Source organism: Pseudomonas sp. HMSC067G02 (genome assembly GCF_001813485.1).
Classification (GTDB): Bacteria; Pseudomonadota; Gammaproteobacteria; order Pseudomonadales; family Pseudomonadaceae; genus Pseudomonas; species Pseudomonas aeruginosa.
On sequence record NZ_KV812642.1, the window covers coordinates 209,683 to 229,645 of the forward strand.

The window sequence follows — 19,963 nt, forward strand, 5'->3', positions numbered from 1 at the left end:
TTCCCTCCGGAATCAGCAGGAGTTTGCTTTGCCCACGGATTTGTCCGTGGCGGGAGCTGGCCTCCCTTCTCCGAATCCCCGGCGGTTGATCCCGCCTAAACGCTGACTTCTAGGGTTTTTCATGACGCGCTACATCTTCGTCACGGGTGGTGTTGTTTCTTCATTGGGGAAAGGCATCGCTTCGGCTTCTCTGGCTGCGATCTTGGAAGCGCGTGGCCTGAAGATCACGATGCTCAAGCTGGACCCTTACATCAACGTGGACCCGGGCACCATGAGCCCGTTCCAGCACGGTGAGGTCTTCGTGACCCAGGACGGCGCCGAGACCGACCTGGACCTGGGCCATTACGAGCGCTTCGTTCGTACCACCATGACCCAGAACAACAACTTCACCACCGGCCGCGTCTACATGGACGTGTTGCGCAAGGAACGCCGCGGCGACTACCTGGGCGCCACCGTGCAGGTGATCCCGCACATCACCGACGAGATCAAGCGGCGCATCATCAAGGGCGCCGGCGATGCCGACGTCGCCCTGGTGGAGATCGGCGGTACCGTCGGCGACATCGAGTCGCAGCCGTTCCTCGAGGCGATCCGCCAGCTGCGCGTCGAGATCGGCGCCAAGCGCGCGATGCTGATGCACCTGACCCTGGTCCCGTACATCGCCACCGCCGGCGAGACCAAGACCAAGCCGACCCAGCACTCGGTCAAGGAGCTGCGCTCCATCGGCCTGCAACCGGACGTGCTGGTCTGCCGTTCCGACCACCCGATCGACGTCTCCTCGCGGCGCAAGATCGCGCTCTTCACCAACGTCGAGGAGCGCGCGGTGATCGCCCTGGAAGACGTCGACACCATCTACCGCATCCCGTCGGTGCTGCATGCCCAGGGCCTGGACGACATCGTCGTCGAGCGCTTCGGCCTGGAGTGCGGGCAGGCCGACCTGTCCGAATGGGACCGCGTGGTCGATGCCAAGCTCAACCCCGAGCGTGAAGTCACCATCGCCATGGTCGGCAAGTACATGGAACTGCTGGACGCGTACAAGTCGCTGATCGAGGCGATGACCCACGCCGGCATCCAGAGCCGCACCAAGGTCAACCTGCGCTACATCGACTCCGAAGACATCGAGCAGCAGGGCACCAGCCTGCTGGAAGGCGTCGACGCCATCCTGGTCCCGGGCGGCTTCGGCCTGCGCGGCGTGGAAGGCAAGATCAGCACCGTGCAGTACGCCCGCGAGAACAAGATCCCCTACCTGGGCATCTGCCTGGGCATGCAGGTCGCGGTCATCGAATACGCCCGCAACGTGCTCGGCTGGAGCGACGCCAACTCCACCGAGTTCGACAAGTCCAGCGGCCATCCGGTGGTCGGCCTGATCACCGAATGGCAGGACGCGACCGGCGCCACCGAGATCCGCACCGAAGCTTCCGACCTGGGCGGCACCATGCGCCTGGGCGCCCAGGAATGCCAGCTGCAGACCGGCACCCTGGTGCACGACTGCTATGCCAAGGACGTGATCGTCGAGCGCCATCGCCATCGCTACGAAGTGAACAACAACCTGCTGCCGCAACTGGAACAGGCCGGCCTGAAGATTTCCGGCCGCTCCGGCGACGGCGCCCTGGTGGAAGTGGTCGAGGCCCCGGAGCATCCGTGGTTCGTCGCCTGCCAGTTCCACCCGGAGTTCACCTCCACACCGCGTGATGGCCACCCGCTGTTCAGCGGTTTCGTCAACGCCGCGCTGAAATATTCCGGGAAGGCCTGAGCATGGCACAGAAGATCGTTCGCGTCGGCGATATCCAGATCGGCAACGACCTGCCGTTCGTGCTGTTCGGTGGCATGAACGTGCTGGAGTCGCGCGACCTGGCCATGCAGGTCTGCGAAGAATACGTACGGGTTACCGAGAAACTCGGTATCCCCTATGTGTTCAAGGCCAGCTTCGACAAGGCCAACCGTTCCTCGATCCACTCGTTCCGTGGCCCGGGCCTGGAAGAGGGAATGAAGATCTTCGAAGAGATCAAGAAGACCTTCAAGGTACCGGTCATCACCGATGTCCACGAGCCGTTCCAGGCCCAGCCGGTGGCCGAGGTCTGCGACATCATCCAGCTGCCGGCCTTCCTCTCGCGGCAGACCGACCTGGTGGTGGCGATGGCCAGGACCAACGCGGTGATCAATATCAAGAAGGCCCAGTTCCTCGCGCCCCAGGAGATGAAGCATATCCTGACCAAGTGCGAGGAAGCCGGTAACGACCGCCTGATCCTCTGCGAGCGCGGCTCCTCCTTCGGTTACAACAACCTGGTGGTCGACATGCTCGGCTTCGGCATCATGAAGCAGTTCGAGTACCCGGTATTCTTCGACGTCACCCACGCCCTGCAGATGCCTGGCGGTCGCGCGGACTCCGCCGGCGGCCGGCGCGCCCAGGTCACCGACCTGGCCAAGGCCGGGCTCAGCCAGAAGCTCGCCGGGCTGTTCCTCGAGGCCCATCCGGACCCCGAGCACGCCAAGTGCGACGGTCCGTGCGCGCTGCGCCTGAACAAACTCGAAGCCTTCCTGTCCCAGCTCAAGCAACTGGACGAGCTGATCAAGAGCTTTCCTGCAATCGAGACTGCCTAGTCTCCTCAGACCGCCCCGTTCATTCACTTCGGAGTGTTAACAAGAATGGCAAAGATCGTCGACATCAAGGGCCGTGAGGTCCTGGACTCCCGCGGCAACCCTACCGTTGAAGCGGACGTGATCCTGGACAACGGCATCGTCGGCAGCGCCTGCGCGCCTTCCGGTGCTTCCACCGGTTCCCGCGAGGCCCTCGAGCTGCGCGATGGCGACAAGAGCCGTTACCTGGGCAAGGGCGTGCTGAAAGCCGTGGCCAACATCAACGGCCCGATCCGCGACCTGCTGCTGGGCAAGGACGCGGCCGACCAGAAAGCCCTCGACCACGCGATGATCGAGCTGGACGGCACCGAGAACAAGGCCAAGCTGGGCGCCAACGCGATCCTCGCGGTGTCCCTGGCTGCCGCCAAGGCCGCCGCACAGGCCAAGGGCGTACCGCTGTACGCGCACATCGCCGACCTCAACGGCACTCCCGGCCAGTACTCCATGCCGGTGCCGATGATGAACATCATCAACGGCGGCGAGCATGCGGACAACAACGTCGATATCCAGGAATTCATGGTCCAGCCGGTCGGCGCGAAGAACTTCGCCGAGGCGCTGCGCATGGGCGCCGAGATCTTCCATCACCTCAAGGCCGTGCTGAAGGCCCGTGGCCTGAACACCGCCGTCGGTGACGAAGGCGGCTTCGCGCCGAACCTGTCGTCCAACGAAGACGCCCTGGCCGCCATCGCCGAGGCCGTCGAGAAGGCCGGCTACAAGCTGGGTGACGACGTGACCCTGGCCCTGGACTGCGCCTCCAGCGAGTTCTTCAAGGACGGCAAGTACGACCTGGAAGGCGAAGGCAAGGTATTCGACGCCGCCGGTTTCGCCGACTACCTGGCCGGCCTGACCCAGCGCTACCCGATCATCTCCATCGAGGACGGCATGGACGAGTCCGACTGGGCCGGCTGGAAAGGCCTGACCGACAAGATCGGCGCCAAGGTCCAACTGGTCGGCGACGACCTGTTCGTGACCAACACCAAGATCCTCAAGGAAGGCATCGAGAAGGGCATCGGCAATTCGATCCTGATCAAGTTCAACCAGATCGGTTCGCTCACCGAGACCCTGGAGGCCATCCAGATGGCCAAGGCCGCCGGCTATACCGCGGTGATCTCGCACCGCTCCGGCGAAACCGAGGACTCGACCATCGCCGACCTGGCCGTGGGTACCGCCGCCGGTCAGATCAAGACCGGTTCGCTGTGCCGCTCCGACCGCGTGTCCAAGTACAACCAGTTGCTGCGCATCGAAGAGCAACTGGGCGCCAAGGCGCCGTACCGTGGTCGCGCGGAATTCCGCGGCTGAGCCTAGTCTGGTACGGTGAAGGGGTGGCAAGAGCCACCCCTTTTCTTCTCAAGGAGTTCGAGGCTTGAGGTTACGTAGCCCCTACTGGCTGTTCGTGGTGCTGATCCTGGCGCTGGCGGGCCTGCAATATCGCCTGTGGGTCGGCGATGGCAGCCTGGCGCAGGTGCGCGACCTGCAGAAGCAGATCGCCGACCAGCATGGCGAGAACGAGCGCCTGCTGGAGCGCAACCGGATTCTCGAAGCCGAAGTCGCCGAGCTGAAGAAAGGCACCGAGACCGTCGAGGAGCGTGCGCGGCACGAGCTCGGCATGGTCAAGGACGGCGAAACCCTCTACCAGCTCGCCAAGTGAGCTGACGACCCTTCTCCCGATGACGACTTCCGACCTTCCCGCCTTCTGGACGGTGATCCCCGCCGCCGGCGTGGGTTCGCGCATGCGCGCCGACCGCCCGAAGCAATATCTCGATCTTGCCGGTCGCACCGTGATCGAGCGCACCCTCGATTGTTTCCTCGAACACCCGATGCTCAGGGGCCTGGTGGTCTGCCTGGCCGAGGACGATCCCTACTGGCCCGGGCTGGACTGCGCCGCCAGCCGGCATGTGCAGCGCGCCGCCGGGGGCGCCGAGCGCGCCGGCTCGGTGTTGAACGGCTTGCTGCGCCTGCTGGAGTTGGGGGCACAGGCCGACGACTGGGTGCTGGTGCATGACGCCGCGCGGCCGAACCTGACCCGCGGCGACCTCGACCGCCTGCTCGAAGAACTCGCCGAAGATCCGGTCGGCGGGCTGCTGGCGGTGCCGGCGAGGGACACCCTCAAGCGCTCCGACCGCGACGGCCGGGTCAGCGAAACCATCGACCGCTCGGTGGTCTGGCTGGCCTATACGCCGCAGATGTTCCGCCTCGGCGCCCTGCACCGGGCGCTGGCCGATGCGTTGGTGGCCGGCGTGGCGATCACCGACGAGGCTTCGGCGATGGAGTGGGCCGGCTATGCGCCGAAGCTGGTGGAAGGACGCGCCGACAACCTGAAGATCACCACCCCGGAAGACCTGCTGCGCCTGCAGCGCAGTTTTCCGCACTGAACCCTGGCACAAGAAAGCCGACCCGAGGGTCGGCTTTCTTGTCGTTGCAGGCTCGCTCGTTCAGCTTTCCAGCGGCACCTCTATGAGGAAGCGGAACAGCGCGCCATGCTGCTCCACCGCCAGGCATTTGTAGCCCTGGCGCTGGGTATCTTCGGGAATCCCGTGGACCGATTGCGAGCAGTCGGTGACCACTTCCAGGCGTTCGCCCGGCTGCATGGTCGCCAGGGTTTCCAGGGTGGCGATGGCGTTGTACGGGCAATGTTCGCCGCGCAGGTCAAGCGACAGGGTCGGTTTGTCGGTCTGGCTCATGGTTCGGTTTCCGCGGTCGGGTGAATCGGGAGGCGTTCAGTTGCACCAGCAGCAGGCACAGGGCCAGGCCGGCGAAGGTCAATAGCAGGCCGTTGCCGGGCCCGAAGCTTTCCAGCAGGTTGAGCTTGGGATAGGGCAGGGCGAGGCGGGTGCCCAACTGGTCCCAAAAGACCGCCACCAGGGTTCCGCCGATGACGTTGCCGATGCCGACCACCCAGAAGTGCACCTGGCCTTCCATCGAACGGTACATCCAGCCGGTCTCGCAACCGCCGGCGAGGACGATGCCGATGCCGAAGAGAATGCCGCCGATGATCGCATTCGGGCCCATCCAGAAGATCTTCGGCGCGACGCCCAGGCGGATCGCGGCGAAGGTACCGATGCAGGCGGCCGCCATGCCGAGCAGGATGCCGAAGGCGGCGCGGGTCCGGCCGGTGGTCCAGAGGTCCCGTGCGGCGCTGGTGAAGCAGATCTGCGCGCGCTCGATCAGGCCGCCGAACAGCAGGCCAAACAGGCAGGCCATGCCCAGCACCAGCGATACCTCGAAGCGCCAGGCGGCGAACAGCGCGGCGAGCGCCAGCACCGCCAGGCCCAGGCGGGCCTGCAGGCGTGTGCGTCGGGCCAGGCTTTCGGCGTCGGGCAGGGCGCTGGCCGTGGCGCCGACTTTCAGCGGCGTGCGCAGGAACGGCAGCAGGCTGATCTTCACGCCGATCCAGGCGCCGCCGACGGTGGCGAACATGAAGGCCCAGGCGTGCAGGGAAAACATCGGGATACCGGTGAAGAACGCCGCCAGGTTGCAGCCCATCGCCAGGCGCGCGCCGAAGCCGGCGACGATACCGCCGACCAGGCCCTGCAGCAGGCGGCGTTTGCTGGTCGGCCAGCGCAGGCTGACGTTGCCGGCCCAGAGGGCGCAGCACAGGGCGCCGAGGAACATGCCGATGATCATCACTCCGTCGATCCGGTCCAGCGGCGTGCCTTGAAGGCCGATCAGCCTGAAGTAGCTCCAGTCCTGTGGCTGGTAGCCGAACCAGGACAGCACGTGGCCGCCCCAGCGGGTGAATTCGCCGGTCACCGCCCAGAAGGTGCCGGTGAGCGCGAAGTAGTAGGCGGAGGCGACGCCGAGGGCGACCAGCGCCGGCAGCGGCGACCAGAACCTCACCAGGTAGCGTTGGCGAAACGCATTGAGGGCAGACATGCGACTTCCTTGAATCGATAGCGGGTGGAGCGGGAAACCGCCAAGTCTATCGCAGCGGCGAAACGCCTTACTGCTTCAGCGCAGGTTTTTCTCCCCGGCGAGTCCCGGATGGGATTGCGCCAGGCCTTCCTTGAGATAGTCCACCAGTTGCCGGACTTTCGGCGACAGGTGCCGCTGCTGCGGGTACAGCGCCCATACCGCGGTATTCGGCGGCTGGTGGCCTTCCAGCAGGGAGACCAGGCGGCCGCTGCGCAGATGCTCGATCACATAGTAGTCAGGCAACTGGCACAGGCCGAAGCCGCGCAGGGCTGCGTCGAGCACCGCCTGGCCGCTGTTGCAGCGCCAGTTGCCCTGGACCCGGTGCTGGGTTTCCCGGCCGTCCTCGAGGAAGCTCCACAGGTCACTGCTGCCGATCAGGCAGTTGAACTGGCCGAGTTCCGCCGGCGACTGCGGAGTGCCGTGGCGGCGCAGGTATTCCGGGGTGGCGCAGAGGTACATGACGCGTGGCGCCAACCGTGTGGCGACCAATCGCGAATCGCTCAGGCGGCCGAGGCGGATGGCCAGGTCGAAGCCCTCGTGGAGCAGGTCCAGTTGGCGGTTGGACAGCTCGATGTCGACCCGCAGTTGCGGATAGTCGGCCATGAAGGCATTCACCAGCGGCACGATGAAACGTTCGCCGTAGGCCACGGCGCAGGTCATGCGCAGCAGGCCCTTGGGCTCCGCGGAGAGGTCGCTGACCGCGCGCAGGGCTTCGTCGCGGGCGTCCTGCAGGCGCTGGCAATGTTGCAGGAAGGTCTGTCCGGCTTCGCTCAGCGACACTCGCCGGGTGCTGCGGTAGAGCAGGCGGGTCTGCAGGCGCTCCTCCAGGCGGGCGACCTGGCGGCTGATGTGCGACGAGGAAACGCCCATGCGTTCGGCTGCCGCGGTGAACTGCCCGGTTTCGGCGACAGCGACGAATTCGTCGAGTCCTTCCCAGCGATTCATCTGGATTGTCCCTGTATGGCAATAATGTTTTGATTATTGCCTGATTATTCCTTGAAACGCGGTTTTCTACACTTTCCGTTTCAGTGGGTCGCTTAGCGGCCCGCCGGCTTCCATCGTTCAGGAGTTCCCAGATGATCAAGTCCCGTGCCGCCGTCGCCTTCGCCCCCAACAAGCCGTTGGAAATCGTCGAGGTGGATGTGGCGCCGCCGCAGAAGGGCGAGGTACTGGTGCGCATCGTCGCCACCGGCGTCTGCCATACCGACGCGTACACCCTGTCCGGCCAGGATTCCGAGGGGGTGTTCCCGTGCATCCTGGGCCACGAAGGTGGCGGCATCGTCGAAGCGGTGGGCGAGGGCGTGACCTCCCTGCAGGTGGGCGACCATGTCATCCCGCTCTACACCGCCGAGTGCGGCAAGTGCAAATTCTGCCTGTCCGGCAAGACCAACCTCTGCCAGGCCGTGCGCGCCACCCAGGGCAAGGGCCTGATGCCCGACGGCACCAGCCGTTTCTCCTACAAGGGCGAGCCGGTCTTCCACTACATGGGCTGCTCGACCTTCTCCGAATACACCGTGCTGCCGGAAATCTCCCTGGCGAAGATTCCCAAGGACGCGCCGCTGGAGAAGGTCTGCCTGCTTGGTTGCGGCGTCACCACCGGGATCGGCGCCGTGCTGAATACCGCCAAGGTGGAAGAGGGCGCTACCGTTGCCATCTTCGGCCTGGGCGGTATCGGCCTGGCGGCGATCATCGGGGCGAAGATGGCCAAGGCCGCGCGCATCATCGCGGTCGACATCAACCCGGGCAAGTTCGACATCGCCAGGGAGCTGGGCGCCACCGACTTCATCAATCCGAAGGACTACGACAAGCCGATCCAGGACGTCATTGTCGAACTGACCGATGGCGGCGTCGACTACTCCTTCGAGTGCGTCGGCAACGTGCAGTTGATGCGCGCCGCGCTGGAATGCTGCCACAAGGGCTGGGGCGAGTCGGTGATCATCGGTGTCGCCGGCGCCGGCCAGGAAATCAGCACCCGGCCGTTCCAACTGGTCACCGGCCGCGTCTGGCGCGGTTCGGCGTTCGGCGGGGTGCGCGGGCGCAGCGAGTTGCCGAGCTATGTCGAGAAGGCGCAGAAGGGCGAGATCCCGCTGGATACCTTCATCACCCACACCATGGGGCTGGAGGACATCAACGAGGCCTTCGAGCTGATGCACGAAGGCAAGAGCATCCGCACCGTCATTCATTACTGACAAGCCGTCGCGGCGGGCCCTGCGGCTCGCCACGACCGTTTCACGGAGGTCACGTGAAGGATTCCCTCGAACTGATCGGCAGCCAGAAGTCCTTCGGCGGCTGGCACCAGCGTTACCGTCATTTTTCCCGGACCCTGAACTGCGAGATGGTCTTCGCCATCTACCTGCCGCCCCAGGCCGAGCCGGAGGCGGCGCTGCCGGCCCTGTACTGGCTGTCCGGGCTGACCTGTACCGACGAGAACTTCATGCAGAAGGCCGGCGCCCAGCGGGTCGCCGCCGAACTGGGATTGGTACTGGTGGCGCCGGATACCAGCCCGCGCGGCAGCGGTGTCCCCGGCGATCCCGACGGCGCCTGGGACTTCGGCCTGGGCGCAGGCTTCTACCTGAACGCCACGCAGGAGCCCTGGTCCGCGCACTACCGCATGCACGACTACGTGGTGCACGAGTTGCCGGCGCTGATCGAGGCGCATTTCCCGGTGTCCCGGCGGCGCGGCATCAGCGGGCACTCGATGGGCGGGCATGGCGCGCTGGTCTGCGCGCTGCGCAACCCGGGGCGCTACCTGTCGCTGTCGGCCTTTGCGCCGATCTGCCATCCGAGCGATTGCCCCTGGGGCCAGAAGGCGTTCTCTCGCTACCTGGGCGAGGACCCGGCGGCCTGGCGCGAGTGGGATGCCTGTGCGTTGCTCGAGGGTGCGTCCGAACGCTTGCCGATCCTGGTCGACCAGGGCGAGCGCGACGACTTCCTCGCCGTCCAGCTCAAGCCGGAAGCGCTACGCAATGCGGCGGACAAGGCCGGCCACCCGCTGGAGCTGCGTCTGCAACCAGGCTACGACCACAGCTACTACTTCATCGCCAGTTTCATCGAGGATCACCTGCGCCACCATGCCCAGGTTCTCAACGGTTGATCCGCGATACCTGAAGCCTGCCCCGATCCGGGGTAGAATCACGCCCTGATTCCAACCAGGGCGTTTTTTCATGCGAATTGGCCATGGCTACGACGTGCATCGCTTCGGCGAGGGCGACTTCATCACCCTCGGCGGCGTGCGCATTCCCCACAAACATGGGCTGGTCGCCCACTCCGACGGCGACGTGCTGCTGCACGCCTTGTCCGATGCGCTGCTCGGCGCGGCGGCGCTGGGCGACATCGGCAAGCACTTCCCGGACACCGACCCGCGGTTCAAGGGCGCCGACAGTCGCGCGCTGCTGCGACACGTGGTCGCCATCGTCGCCGAGAAGGGCTGGAAGGTCGGCAACGTCGACGCCACCATCGTCGCCCAGGCACCGAAGATGGCGCCGCACATCGAAACCATGCGCGGGTCGATCGCCGAGGACCTCGGCGTCGCGGTCGACCAGGTCAACGTCAAGGCCACCACTACCGAGCGGCTAGGTTTCACCGGACGCGAAGAGGGCATTGCTGTACATGCGGTCGCTTTGCTGATGGCCCGATGAGCGTTCTCGGCGAACTCGACCTGCTCGGGCCGCGCGCCCATGGGGCAGCCTGCGGCGAGGCGGTGCTCAAGGCCGTGGCCGAGGACTTCCAGGTCGACGAGGTGCTGGACATTCCCCTCAGCGGTGAAGGCGAGCACCTCTGGTTGTGGGTGGAAAAGCGCGGATTGAACACCGAGGAGGCGGCCCGTCGCCTCGGCCGCGCCGCCGGCGTGCAGCAGAAGAACGTCAGCTACGCCGGGTTGAAGGACCGCCAGGCCCTGACCCGGCAATGGTTCAGCCTGCACCTGCCGGGCAAGGCCGATCCCGACCTGGGCGCAGCCGAGGGCGCGGACCTGCGGATTCTTCGCCGCACCCGTCATTCGCGCAAGTTGCAGCGAGGCGCGCATGCCGCCAACGGCTTCACCCTGCGTCTGACCGGGCTGCGGGCGGAGCGTGCCCTTCTCGACGCGCGCTTGGAACGTATCGCCGCGGACGGCGTGCCCAACTATTTCGGCCTGCAACGCTTCGGCCACGGCGGCGGCAACCTGGTCGACGCGCGCAGTTGCGCGGAACAGGACCTGCTGCCGGCGAACCGCAACCTGCGTTCGCGCTTCCTTTCCGCCGGGCGCAGCTACCTGTTCAACCGCCTGCTCGCCGAGCGGGTCGCGGAGGGTAGCTGGAACCGGGCAGCGGTTGGCGACCTGCTGGCCTTCACCGACAGCCGCAGCTTTTTCCTCGCTGGCGAGGAAGAATGCCGCGATGCCCGTCTGGCCGCCCTCGACCTGCACCCCACCGGACCGCTCTGGGGCGAGGGCGATCCGCCGAGCGGCGCCGGCGTCCTCGACCGCGAGCTGGCCCTGGCCGGGAGCGAGCCGGCGCTCTGCCGCTGGCTGGCGAAGGCGGGCATGGCGCACGAACGGCGCATCCTGCGGCTCCCCATCCAGGGGCTGGCGTGGCATTATCCCGAACCTGATGTTCTGCAACTGGAATTCGTCCTGCCGGCCGGTTGTTTCGCCACCGTAGTGGTGCGTGAAATCCTCGACCTGGTACCGACAGGGCAGACGGAAAACCCATGCGCATACTGATTGCCAACGACGACGGGGTGACCGCACCCGGTATCGCCGCGCTTTACGACGCGCTGGCGGATCATGCCGATTGCGTAGTGATCGCCCCCGACCAGGACAAGAGCGGCGCCAGCAGTTCCCTGACGCTGGACCGCCCGCTGCACCCGCAGCGCCTGGACAACGGATTCATCAGCCTCAACGGCACGCCGACCGACTGCGTGCACCTGGGCCTGAACGGCTTGCTGGAGGAATTGCCGGACATGGTGGTCTCGGGTATCAACCTGGGCGCCAACCTCGGCGATGACGTCCTCTATTCCGGTACCGTGGCGGCGGCCATCGAAGGGCGCTTCCTGAAGGGGCCGGCCTTCGCCTTCTCGCTGGTCTCGCGGTTGACGGACAACCTGCCCACCGCCATGCACTTCGCCCGCCTGCTGGTCTCCGCCCACGAGCGCCTGGCCGTGCCGCCGCGTACCGTGCTCAACGTCAATATCCCGAACCTGCCGCTGGATCGCGTACGCGGTATCCAGCTGACCCGCCTCGGGCACCGCGCCCGTGCCGCCGCACCGGTGAAGGTGGTCAATCCGCGCGGCAAGGAAGGCTACTGGATCGCCGCGGCCGGCGATGCCGAGGATGGCGGGCCGGGGACGGATTTCCACGCGGTCATGCAAGGCTACGTGTCGATCACTCCGTTGCAGCTGGACCGTACCTTCCACGAAGCCTTCGGCGGCCTCGACGAGTGGCTGGGAGGACTGACGTGATGTCCGAAGACCTGCATCGCCGGGGTATCGGCATGACCTCCCAGCGTACCCGAGAGCGCCTGATCCAGCGCCTGTACGAAGAAGGTCTGTCCAACGCCCACGTGCTCGAGGTGATCCGCCGCACGCCGCGTCATCTGTTCGTCGACGAGGCGCTCTCGCATCGCGCCTACGAAGACACTGCCCTGCCGATCGGCCACAACCAGACCATTTCCCAGCCGTTCATGGTGGCGCGGATGACCGAGTTGCTGCTGGCGGCCGGCCCGCTGGACAAGGTCATGGAGATCGGTACCGGGTCCGGCTACCAGACCGCGGTGCTGGCCCAACTGGTCGAGCGGGTCTTCTCCGTCGAGCGGATCCAGGCGTTGCAGGACAAGGCCAAGGAGCGTCTTGCGGAGCTAAACCTGCGTAATGTTGTCTTTCGTTGGGGCGATGGCTGGGAGGGCTGGTCGGCGTTGGCTCCCTACAATGGAATCATCGTCACCGCGGCGGCCACGGAAGTCCCGCAGTCGTTGCTGGACCAGTTGGCGCCGGGGGGCCGTCTGGTGATCCCGGTCGGTGGCGGCGAGGTCCAGCAACTGATGCTGATCGTCCGCACCGAGGACGGGTTCAGCCGCCAGGTACTCGACTCGGTACGTTTCGTCCCGCTGCTCAACGGCCCGATCGCCTGAGCCGGCGGCCGGCGTCGCCGGCCCGATTGAACGAAAGCGAAGAAGATGGATAAGGGGGAAGGATTGAGGCTAGCAGCGACCCTGCGGCAATGGACTCGGCTCTACGGTGGCTGCCACCTGTTGCTCGGGGCCGTCGTCTGTTCCCTTCTCGCCGCCTGTTCGTCGTCGCCTCCCGGCGGGGTCAAGGTCGTCGATCGCAACGGTTCCGCGCCTGCCGCTGCGCGGCGTACGCCGGTCACCAGCGGGCAGTACATCGTGCGCCGCGGCGACACCCTGTATTCCATTGCCTTTCGCTTCGGCTGGGACTGGAAAGCCCTGGCCGCGCGCAATGGCATCGCGCCGCCCTATACCATCCAGGTCGGTCAAGCTATCCAATTTGGTGGGCGGGCACCGGCGCAACCGTCCGTCGCGAAAAACACGCCGGTCGTCGCTCCGTCCGTGGCGACCAAGCCTGCCCCGGTTCCACCCGCTGTTAGTACGTCGGTACCTGCCAAGCCCGCACCGGCTCCGGCCTCGACCACGACCCCACCCAGCAGCGGCGCGACTCCCGTCGTTGCGGGGCCTGCGGTGGGCGGTTGGGCATGGCCTGCGAGCGGTACTCTGATCGGCCGTTTTGCCTCAAACGGAAGTTTGAATAAAGGGATTGATATAGCCGGTCAATTGGGCCAGCCTGTCCTGGCTGCGTCTGGTGGGACCGTTGTATACGCCGGTAGTGGTTTGCGGGGCTACGGCGAGTTGGTCATCATCAAACACAACGAGACCTACGTGAGTGCCTACGGTCACAACCGCAGGCTGCTGGTGCGGGAAGGGCAACAGGTCAAGGTAGGGCAATCGATTGCCGAGATGGGCTCCACAGGAACCGATCGGGTGAAGCTGCACTTCGAGATTCGCCGCCAGGGTAAGCCTGTCGATCCACTGCAATATTTGCCACGTCGCTGACCGGGAGTTCGCCCGCCCACATCATGTAGGTGAGCGGGTCCGGGCGTGTCCAGCGGGAAAGGAATCGCCCGGGCTTGAGTCGAACTCATGCAAGGGATAACGACATGGCACTCAAAAAAGAAGGGCCGGAGTTTGACCACGATGATGAAGTGCTCCTCCTGGAGCCCGGCATCATGCTGGACGAGTCGTCTGCCGACGAGCAGCCTTCTCCCCGGGCAACTCCAAAAGCCACCACTTCCTTCTCTTCCAAACAACACAAGCACATCGACTACACGCGCGCGTTGGACGCAACGCAGCTGTATCTCAACGAAATCGGTTTCTCGCCCCTGTTGACGCCCGAAGAGGAAGTCCACTTCGCTCGTCTGGCGCAGAAGGGCGATCCCGCTGGTCGGAAGCGGATGATCGAGAGCAACCTGCGGTTGGTGGTGAAGATCGCCCGGCGCTATGTCAATCGCGGACTGTCCCTGCTCGACCTGATCGAGGAAGGCAACCTAGGCCTGATCCGCGCCGTGGAGAAGTTCGATCCGGAGCGCGGATTCCGGTTCTCGACCTACGCCACCTGGTGGATCCGCCAGACCATCGAACGGGCCATCATGAACCAGACCCGGACCATTCGCTTGCCGATCCATGTGGTCAAGGAGCTCAACGTCTACCTGCGTGCGGCGCGGGAACTGACCCACAAGCTCGACCACGAACCTTCACCCGAAGAAATCGCCAACCTGCTGGAGAAGCCGGTCGCCGAGGTCAAGCGCATGCTCGGCCTGAACGAACGGGTGACTTCGGTAGACGTCTCTCTTGGTCCGGACTCGGACAAGACCCTGCTGGATACGCTCACCGACGATCGCCCCACCGATCCGTGCGAGCTGCTGCAGGATGACGATCTCAGCGAAAGCATCGACCAGTGGCTGACGGAACTCACCGACAAGCAGCGTGAGGTGGTGATTCGCCGCTTCGGCTTGCGCGGGCACGAAAGCAGCACGCTGGAAGAGGTCGGTCAGGAAATCGGCCTGACCCGCGAGCGGGTTCGTCAGATCCAGGTCGAGGCGCTGAAGCGCCTGCGGGAGATCTTGGAGAAGAACGGCCTGTCGAGTGACGCGCTGTTCCAGTGACGGAAAACCTTAGACCCACTGAAGACCCGGCGTTCGCCGGGTTTTTTGTGTCTGCTCTTGTAAGCATTAACTTACACGGCGTGTGAGCCTAAGTAGATAAATGCCCGGGAGGTTTGCCAAAAACGCTCGGTGAATTTAAGTAACTTATTGAAAATAAAGGAATATATTTTTCTAAAATGACTGCCGAAGAAGCTTCGCTGGGTTTTCTGGCAGGTTGCGGGAGCACAGGGAATCGCTAATATCACTCCTGCGTACAGGGAACACGCAACCCCGAAGGATCGGGGAAGGGACGTCGCCAGGGAGGCGATTCATCAGGACGATGACGAGGGACTGAAGAGTGGGCGGGGTAATACCCCGCCCCTTTTTTTTGCCTGCCGTTTTACTCGTCGCCAAAGAAAAGGCCCGCTGTTTGCGGGCCTTGGCGTATCAGCGCTCCAGATGCTGGAGCTTGCCGGCGACGCCGTCCCATTCCTCGGCGTCGGGCAGGGCATCCTTCTTCTCGGTGATGTTCGGCCAGACTTCCGCCAGCTCGCTGTTCAGCTCGATGAATTCCTGCATGTTCTCCGGCACTTCGTCTTCGGAGAAAATCGCCTGGGCCGGACATTCGGGCTCGCACAGGGCGCAGTCGATGCACTCGTCCGGATGGATGACCAGGAAGTTGGGTCCTTCGTAGAAGCAGTCTACCGGGCAGACTTCCACGCAGTCGGTGTATTTGCACTTGATGCAGTTGTCGGTGACGACGAAGGTCATTTTCTAGTTCTCTCCTCAGGCGGGCGGCTAAGCGCGCGCGATTCTAGCAGCTTGTGCGGTAGTCCGTCAGACCCGCATCTTCCATGCATATAACAGATCGAGAGCTTGCCGCGGGCTGATATCGTCGGGATTGATCCTCGACAATTCATCGATCACCGGGTGCGGCAGGCTGGCGAACAGGTCGCTCTGCATCGGCGAGGCGGGCTTGCCGCTCTGCTGGCTCGGCATCTCGTGCGGCAGGCTGGTGGTTTCCAGGCGCTTGAGGTGTTCGCGGGCGCGCTGGATTACCGGAGTCGGCACGCCGGCCAACTGGGCCACCGCGAGGCCGTAGCTCTGGCTCGCCGGTCCCGGCAGTACATGGTGCAGGAACACGATGCGTTCATTGTGCTCGGTCGCGTTCAGGTGCACGTTGGCTACCGCGGGCTGGCTTTCCGGCAGTACGGTCAGCTCGAAGTAGTGGGTGGCGAACAGGGTGAAGGCGCGAGTCCGGGCCAGGTCCTCGGCCGCTGCCCAGGCCAGCGACAGGCCGTCGAAGGTGCTGGTGCCGCGGCCGACCTCATCCATCAGCACCAGGCTCTTGTCAGTGGCGTTGTGCAGGATGTTGGCGGTTTCGCTCATCTCCACCATGAAGGTCGAGCGGCCGCCGGCAAGGTCGTCGGACGAGCCGATGCGGGTGAAGATGCGGTCCACCAGGGACAGCTCGCAGCGCGCAGCCGGAACGAAGCTGCCGATATGCGCAAGCAGCACGATCAGCGCGGTTTGCCGCATGTAGGTGGATTTACCGCCCATGTTCGGACCGGTGATCACCAGCATCCGGGTGTCGGCATCCAGCGCCAGGTCGTTGGCCACGAACGGTGTCTCCAGCACCTGCTCGACCACCGGATGGCGGCCCTGCTCGATGTGCAGGCAGGTGTGTTCGACGAACCGCGGGCGATTCAGGTCGAGGTTCAGCGCGCGTTCGGCGAGATTCGCCAGCACGTCCAGCTCCGCCAGCGCCGAGGCGCTGTCCTGGAGCGGAGCGAGATGGCCGATCAGGCGTTCCAGCAGCTCTTCGTAGAGCGCCTTCTCGCGGGCCAGGGCGCGGCTCTGGGCCGACAGCGCCTTGTCCTCGAAGGCCTTCAGTTCCGGCGTGATGAAGCGCTCGGCGCCTTTCAGGGTCTGCCGGCGGATGTAGTCGGCCGGCGCCTGTTCGGCCTGCACCCGTGGCAGCTCGATGAAGTAGCCATGGATGCGGTTGTAGCCGACCTTCAGGTTGGGCAGGCCGGTGCGGGCCTTCTCGCGCGCTTCCAGGTCCATCAGGAATTGCCCGGCGTTTTCGCTCAGCGCCTGCAGCTCGTCCAGCTCGGCGTCATAGCCGGTCTTGATCACGCCACCGTCGCGGATCACCGCCGGCGGGTTGTCGATGATCGCCTTGGCCAGCAGTTCGGCGAGTTCGGGATAGGTGCCGATGGTGGTGGCCAGCGCCTGCAGGTGCGGCGCTTCCAGTTCGGTCATGGCGTTCTGCAGGTCCGGCAGCGCCGCCAGCGCGTCGCGCAGGCGCGCCAGGTCGCGAGGGCGGGCGTTGCGCAGGCCGATGCGGGCGAGGATGCGTTCGAGGTCGCCGATTTCCTTGAGCTGCGGTTGCAGGTTCTCGAAGCGATAGCGTTCCAGCAGGCAGGCGATGGACTCCTGGCGGGCTTCCAGCACCGCGCGGTCACGCAGCGGACGGTTCAGCCAGCGGCTCATCAGGCGGCTGGCCATGGCGGTCTGGCAGCGGTCGACCACCGATTGCAGGGTGTTCTCGCGGCCACCGCTGAGGTTGATATCCAGCTCCAGGTTGCGGCGGCTGGCGCCGTCGAGGATCACCGTGTCATCGAGGCGGTCGTGGCGCAGGCTGCGCAGGTGCGGCAGGGCGGTACGCTGGGTTTCCTTGGCGTAGGCGAGCAGGCAGCCGGCGGCGCCGATGGCCAGGGTCAGGTTCTGGCAGCCGAAGCCTTTCAGGTCCTGGGTGCCGAATTGCTGGCAGAGGCTCTTGTGCGCCGAGTCGCGATCGAAGTCCCATGGCGCGCGGCGACGTACGCCGCGGCGCTTCTCCGCCGGCAGGCCCTGTGGCCAGTCGTCGGGAATCAGCAGCTCGGCCGGGTTGAGGCGCTCCAGTTCGGCCAGCAGGGTTTCCCAGCCTTTTATCTCCTGGACGCTGAAGCGGCCGCTGGTGATGTCCAGCACGGCGAGGCCGAACAGGCGCTCGTCGCCGAGGATTGCCGCCAGCAGGTTGTCGCGGCGTTCGTCGAGCAGCGCCTCGTCGCTCACCGTGCCGGGGGTGATGATCCGCACCACCTGGCGCTCCACCGGCCCCTTGCTGGTGGCCGGGTCGCCGATCTGCTCGCAGATCGCCACCGACTCGCCGAGCTTGACCAGCTTGGCCAGGTAGCCCTCCGCCGAATGGAAGGGAATGCCTGCCATCGGGATCGCCTTGCCGCCGGACTGGCCGCGCGCGGTCAGGGTGATGTCGAGCAGCTTGGCGGCCTTCTTCGCGTCCTCGTAGAACAGCTCGTAGAAGTCGCCCATGCGATAGAACATCAATTGGTCGGGGTGCTGATGCTTCAGTTTGAAGTACTGCTGCATCATTGGCGTGTGCTGAGAGAGGTCGGTCATACGGGCCTTCGGAAGCGGGCTTTGGACGGTGCAAAAGAGGGCAATGTTAACCCGATTCACCGGCCTGTGTCGGGTCCGTTCGGAACAGGCGCGGACCCTCAGGTCCGCGCCTGTGCGGGCTGCTTTCAGCGTGCCGCGGTATAGCTGGCGCCGAGCTTCTGCCGACCGTCGGACAGGTTGATCTGCGCCGGGTCGAGACGCCAGACCCGCGCCGCGGCGATGTCGCCGAGGAGCAGGCTGTAGGTCGGGTCGAACGAAGTGCTGGAGAAGATCAGGTAGTCCTCGTTCACCGGCGCGGCGTCGGAATTGTCGCCCTGGCAGTGGTTGAGCGGCAGGATCGCCGGGGTGCCGGGCGGGCTGTTGGGTACGACCATGGCCAACTGGTCGTTGCCGGCCGGCTGGGTGCGCGAGAGGAAGTAGGCGGTATAGTCGCGTACCACCGGGTAATAGTCGCGGCCCCCCGCGGCCGGGGTGGCGAGGGCGCTGACCTGGCCGTTCTCCAGGTTCCTGCGCACCACCCGCAGGCTGTCGCCGGCTCCTGTCGCGTAGACCACGTACTTGCCTGAGGGTGTGAGGAACGGCATCGACTCCTCGGTGCTCCAGCCGTCGCCGGTCACGGCTTTCCAGGCGCTCACGCCGACGCTGCCATCGCCATTGAAGACCAGGGTGGCGAGGCGGATGTCGCCCTCGTGCTTGAGCACGACCTGGCGGCCGTCGAAGGAGAACTTCGGATCCTCGTTGCGACCGCCGATGGCCGCGGTCAGGTTGCTCGGCGCCTGGGTACCGCCGATGGCCCAGGCGAACACGTGCCAGGCGCCATTCTGGCGGCCCATGAAGGTCAGGTAGCGGCCGTCCGGGGAGAAATGCGCATTCATCGGGTCCTCGATGTTCCAGCCGGGCTGGTTGAGCTGGCGGGTGCTCTTGCTCTTGAAGTCGTGCAGGTAGAGGTTCGAGGAGCCGTCCCCGTACTCCATATAGCTGTGGTAGACCAGGCGCCCGCCGAGCGCGGGCAGGCTGCTGGCGGGTTGCAGGGCCAGGTTGGCGGTGCAGGCCGCATGGGCGGGGAGGCTGGCTACGGGGGAGAGGAGCAGGGCGAGGGAGAGCAGAGAGACCTTGAGTGGCGCGATGTTCATGGGGTGCCTTTCCTTGGACGGTGATGGAACACGCATGTTCGCGCATTCGCTGCCTTCGCGCGGTTGCGCTTGTCCGAAAGCTGCTTCTGAATGGAAAAGCCGATGGTGTAGGGTAGTCCCTTTCCGTTTCTACCCTGGAGAACAGTGATGACCCTGATGGAGTCCGACCTGACCGCACTGGCCGCCCGCCTCGGCGAAAGCCTTCGTTACCTGGGCGAGCAGGTCAGCACGGCGGAATCCTGCACCGGTGGCGGCATCGCCGAGGCGATCACCCGCATCCCGGGGAGTTCGGGCTGGTTCGAGGCTGGCTACGTGACCTACTCGAACCGCCAGAAGACCCTCCAGCTGGAGGTGCCCGAGTCGCTGTTCCCGGCAGTCGGCGCGGTCAGCCGGGAAGTGGTCGAGGCCATGGTGCGCGGCGCCCAGCGGCACAGCGGGGCGCGTTTCGCGGTGGCGGTGAGCGGTGTCGCCGGGCCCGACGGCGGCTCGCCGGAAAAGCCGGTAGGCACGGTCTGGCTGGCCTGGGCCGACGGCGAGCGGCTGGTCAGTGAGCGCTGCCAGTTCAACGGCGACCGCGACGCCGTGCGCCGGCAGACGGTGGCGACCGCGCTGACCGGCCTGCTGCGCATGAGCAACGGCGAGAACCCGGGCTAGCCGCGCCTGCGGGCAACCGTTCGGAACATTCTTCCCGTCGGGGGTAGGCGAGCGACTTGCCCTGTGGAATAATACTGTCTACTTATACAGT

General features: G+C 65.4%; 20 protein-coding genes. 14 read left to right on the forward strand and 6 right to left on the reverse strand.

Annotation, left to right across the window (positions count from 1 at the left end):
• Positions 1-121 precede the first annotated feature (121 nt).
• The 5 genes from HMPREF2914_RS08875 to ispD all read left to right on the forward strand — a co-directional run bounded on the left by HMPREF2914_RS08875 (position 122) and on the right by ispD (position 5,006).
• Entirely contained in the window at positions 122-1,750 is a 1,629-nt protein-coding gene (locus tag HMPREF2914_RS08875) for a CTP synthase (protein WP_003092366.1), read from the forward strand.
• A 2-nt stretch (positions 1,751-1,752) separates the two neighbouring features.
• On the forward strand, positions 1,753-2,598 hold the full coding sequence (gene kdsA / locus HMPREF2914_RS08880; protein WP_003092365.1) for a 3-deoxy-8-phosphooctulonate synthase: 846 nt from the start codon (positions 1,753-1,755) through the stop codon (positions 2,596-2,598).
• 45 nt (positions 2,599-2,643) lie between these two features.
• Positions 2,644-3,933 carry a phosphopyruvate hydratase gene (eno, locus tag HMPREF2914_RS08885; RefSeq protein ID WP_003092364.1) on the forward strand — a complete coding sequence of 430 codons (1,290 nt, stop codon included), beginning with the start codon at positions 2,644-2,646 and terminating at the stop codon, positions 3,931-3,933.
• 64 nt (positions 3,934-3,997) lie between these two features.
• Positions 3,998-4,282, forward strand: coding sequence for a cell division protein FtsB (gene ftsB / locus HMPREF2914_RS08890; protein ID WP_003098569.1), 285 nt, complete (start codon positions 3,998-4,000; stop codon positions 4,280-4,282).
• Between the two features lie 19 nt (positions 4,283-4,301).
• Complete coding sequence (gene ispD / locus HMPREF2914_RS08895; protein WP_003092359.1) at positions 4,302-5,006, forward strand: 2-C-methyl-D-erythritol 4-phosphate cytidylyltransferase; 705 nt, start codon at positions 4,302-4,304, stop codon at positions 5,004-5,006.
• 60 nt (positions 5,007-5,066) lie between these two features.
• Here ispD and yedF read toward each other — a convergent pair whose 3' ends face one another.
• The 3 genes from yedF to gfnR all read right to left on the reverse strand — a co-directional run bounded on the left by yedF (position 5,067) and on the right by gfnR (position 7,491).
• Positions 5,067-5,315 (reverse strand): sulfurtransferase-like selenium metabolism protein YedF, encoded by a 249-nt coding sequence (gene yedF / locus HMPREF2914_RS08900; RefSeq protein WP_003092358.1) that lies wholly within the window; start codon positions 5,313-5,315, stop codon positions 5,067-5,069.
• Positions 5,281-6,507 carry a selenium metabolism membrane protein YedE/FdhT gene (yedE, locus tag HMPREF2914_RS08905; protein WP_003092355.1) on the reverse strand — a complete coding sequence of 409 codons (1,227 nt, stop codon included), beginning with the start codon at positions 6,505-6,507 and terminating at the stop codon, positions 5,281-5,283. The genes yedF and yedE overlap by 35 nt, the downstream gene beginning before the upstream one ends.
• 75 nt (positions 6,508-6,582) lie before the next feature.
• Positions 6,583-7,491 (reverse strand): glutathione-dependent formaldehyde neutralization regulator, encoded by a 909-nt coding sequence (gene gfnR, locus HMPREF2914_RS08910; protein WP_003098564.1) that lies wholly within the window; start codon positions 7,489-7,491, stop codon positions 6,583-6,585.
• Between the two features lie 131 nt (positions 7,492-7,622).
• On the opposite strand from gfnR, the gene HMPREF2914_RS08915 reads away from it, so the two are divergent.
• The 8 genes from HMPREF2914_RS08915 to rpoS all read left to right on the forward strand — a co-directional run bounded on the left by HMPREF2914_RS08915 (position 7,623) and on the right by rpoS (position 14,701).
• The gene (locus tag HMPREF2914_RS08915) at positions 7,623-8,735 is read left to right on the forward strand and encodes an S-(hydroxymethyl)glutathione dehydrogenase/class III alcohol dehydrogenase (RefSeq protein ID WP_003092351.1); all 1,113 of its coding nucleotides are present in this window, start codon (positions 7,623-7,625) and stop codon (positions 8,733-8,735) included.
• A 53-nt stretch (positions 8,736-8,788) separates the two neighbouring features.
• The gene (fghA, locus tag HMPREF2914_RS08920; protein WP_003117489.1) at positions 8,789-9,640 is read left to right on the forward strand and encodes an S-formylglutathione hydrolase; all 852 of its coding nucleotides are present in this window, start codon (positions 8,789-8,791) and stop codon (positions 9,638-9,640) included.
• Between the two features lie 70 nt (positions 9,641-9,710).
• On the forward strand, positions 9,711-10,184 hold the full coding sequence (ispF, locus tag HMPREF2914_RS08925; RefSeq protein WP_003092346.1) for a 2-C-methyl-D-erythritol 2,4-cyclodiphosphate synthase: 474 nt from the start codon (positions 9,711-9,713) through the stop codon (positions 10,182-10,184).
• Complete coding sequence (gene truD / locus HMPREF2914_RS08930) at positions 10,181-11,248, forward strand: tRNA pseudouridine(13) synthase TruD (RefSeq protein ID WP_003092343.1); 1,068 nt, start codon at positions 10,181-10,183, stop codon at positions 11,246-11,248. The genes ispF and truD overlap by 4 nt, the downstream gene beginning before the upstream one ends.
• On the forward strand, positions 11,236-11,985 hold the full coding sequence (gene surE / locus HMPREF2914_RS08935) for a 5'/3'-nucleotidase SurE (protein WP_003092341.1): 750 nt from the start codon (positions 11,236-11,238) through the stop codon (positions 11,983-11,985). Before truD ends, surE begins: the two co-directional genes overlap by 13 nt.
• Before the next feature lie 32 nt (positions 11,986-12,017).
• Positions 12,018-12,653, forward strand: a complete 636-nt coding sequence (locus HMPREF2914_RS08940; protein WP_003098558.1) for a protein-L-isoaspartate(D-aspartate) O-methyltransferase — start codon at positions 12,018-12,020, stop codon at positions 12,651-12,653.
• A gap of 45 nt (positions 12,654-12,698) precedes the next feature.
• The gene (locus HMPREF2914_RS08945) at positions 12,699-13,592 is read left to right on the forward strand and encodes a peptidoglycan DD-metalloendopeptidase family protein (protein WP_023092574.1); all 894 of its coding nucleotides are present in this window, start codon (positions 12,699-12,701) and stop codon (positions 13,590-13,592) included.
• Between the two features lie 104 nt (positions 13,593-13,696).
• A complete protein-coding gene (gene rpoS, locus HMPREF2914_RS08950) occupies positions 13,697-14,701 on the forward strand; it encodes an RNA polymerase sigma factor RpoS (RefSeq protein WP_003113871.1) in 1,005 nt (334 codons plus the stop codon).
• A 426-nt stretch (positions 14,702-15,127) separates the two neighbouring features.
• On the opposite strand, the gene fdxA is transcribed toward rpoS, so the two are convergent.
• The 3 genes from fdxA to HMPREF2914_RS08965 form a co-directional block, all read right to left on the reverse strand.
• On the reverse strand, positions 15,128-15,451 hold the full coding sequence (gene fdxA / locus HMPREF2914_RS08955) for a ferredoxin FdxA (protein WP_003092272.1): 324 nt from the start codon (positions 15,449-15,451) through the stop codon (positions 15,128-15,130).
• 66 nt (positions 15,452-15,517) lie between these two features.
• Complete coding sequence (gene mutS, locus HMPREF2914_RS08960) at positions 15,518-18,085, reverse strand: DNA mismatch repair protein MutS (protein ID WP_003122151.1); 2,568 nt, start codon at positions 18,083-18,085, stop codon at positions 15,518-15,520.
• A gap of 125 nt (positions 18,086-18,210) precedes the next feature.
• Positions 18,211-19,218: a TolB family protein gene (locus HMPREF2914_RS08965; protein WP_023092575.1), complete on the reverse strand. Its 1,008-nt coding sequence runs from the start codon at positions 19,216-19,218 to the stop codon at positions 18,211-18,213.
• A 147-nt stretch (positions 19,219-19,365) separates the two neighbouring features.
• Here HMPREF2914_RS08965 and HMPREF2914_RS08970 point away from each other — a divergent pair, with 147 nt between their 5' ends.
• Complete coding sequence (locus HMPREF2914_RS08970; protein WP_003092262.1) at positions 19,366-19,872, forward strand: CinA family protein; 507 nt, start codon at positions 19,366-19,368, stop codon at positions 19,870-19,872.
• Positions 19,873-19,963: the final 91 nt, after the last annotated feature.

What these genes read in the sequence shown, in the direction of transcription:
- HMPREF2914_RS08945 (WP_023092574.1), top strand. Translation starts at nt 12,699, where the DNA reads ATGGATAAGGGGGAAGGATTGAGGCTAGCAGCGACCCTGCGGCAATGG.
- kdsA (WP_003092365.1), top strand. Translation starts at nt 1,753, where the DNA reads ATGGCACAGAAGATCGTTCGCGTCGGCGATATCCAGATCGGCAACGAC.
- HMPREF2914_RS08965 (WP_023092575.1), bottom strand. Translation starts at nt 19,218, where the DNA reads ATGAACATCGCGCCACTCAAGGTCTCTCTGCTCTCCCTCGCCCTGCTC.
- eno (WP_003092364.1), top strand. Translation starts at nt 2,644, where the DNA reads ATGGCAAAGATCGTCGACATCAAGGGCCGTGAGGTCCTGGACTCCCGC.
- surE (WP_003092341.1), top strand. Translation starts at nt 11,236, where the DNA reads ATGCGCATACTGATTGCCAACGACGACGGGGTGACCGCACCCGGTATC.
- fdxA (WP_003092272.1), bottom strand. Translation starts at nt 15,451, where the DNA reads ATGACCTTCGTCGTCACCGACAACTGCATCAAGTGCAAATACACCGAC.
- HMPREF2914_RS08915 (WP_003092351.1), top strand. Translation starts at nt 7,623, where the DNA reads ATGATCAAGTCCCGTGCCGCCGTCGCCTTCGCCCCCAACAAGCCGTTG.
- HMPREF2914_RS08970 (WP_003092262.1), top strand. Translation starts at nt 19,366, where the DNA reads ATGACCCTGATGGAGTCCGACCTGACCGCACTGGCCGCCCGCCTCGGC.
- HMPREF2914_RS08940 (WP_003098558.1), top strand. Translation starts at nt 12,018, where the DNA reads ATGACCTCCCAGCGTACCCGAGAGCGCCTGATCCAGCGCCTGTACGAA.
- yedE (WP_003092355.1), bottom strand. Translation starts at nt 6,507, where the DNA reads ATGTCTGCCCTCAATGCGTTTCGCCAACGCTACCTGGTGAGGTTCTGG.
- gfnR (WP_003098564.1), bottom strand. Translation starts at nt 7,491, where the DNA reads ATGAATCGCTGGGAAGGACTCGACGAATTCGTCGCTGTCGCCGAAACC.
- truD (WP_003092343.1), top strand. Translation starts at nt 10,181, where the DNA reads ATGAGCGTTCTCGGCGAACTCGACCTGCTCGGGCCGCGCGCCCATGGG.
- ispF (WP_003092346.1), top strand. Translation starts at nt 9,711, where the DNA reads ATGCGAATTGGCCATGGCTACGACGTGCATCGCTTCGGCGAGGGCGAC.
- mutS (WP_003122151.1), bottom strand. Translation starts at nt 18,085, where the DNA reads ATGACCGACCTCTCTCAGCACACGCCAATGATGCAGCAGTACTTCAAA.
- rpoS (WP_003113871.1), top strand. Translation starts at nt 13,697, where the DNA reads ATGGCACTCAAAAAAGAAGGGCCGGAGTTTGACCACGATGATGAAGTG.
- HMPREF2914_RS08875 (WP_003092366.1), top strand. Translation starts at nt 122, where the DNA reads ATGACGCGCTACATCTTCGTCACGGGTGGTGTTGTTTCTTCATTGGGG.
- yedF (WP_003092358.1), bottom strand. Translation starts at nt 5,315, where the DNA reads ATGAGCCAGACCGACAAACCGACCCTGTCGCTTGACCTGCGCGGCGAA.
- ispD (WP_003092359.1), top strand. Translation starts at nt 4,302, where the DNA reads ATGACGACTTCCGACCTTCCCGCCTTCTGGACGGTGATCCCCGCCGCC.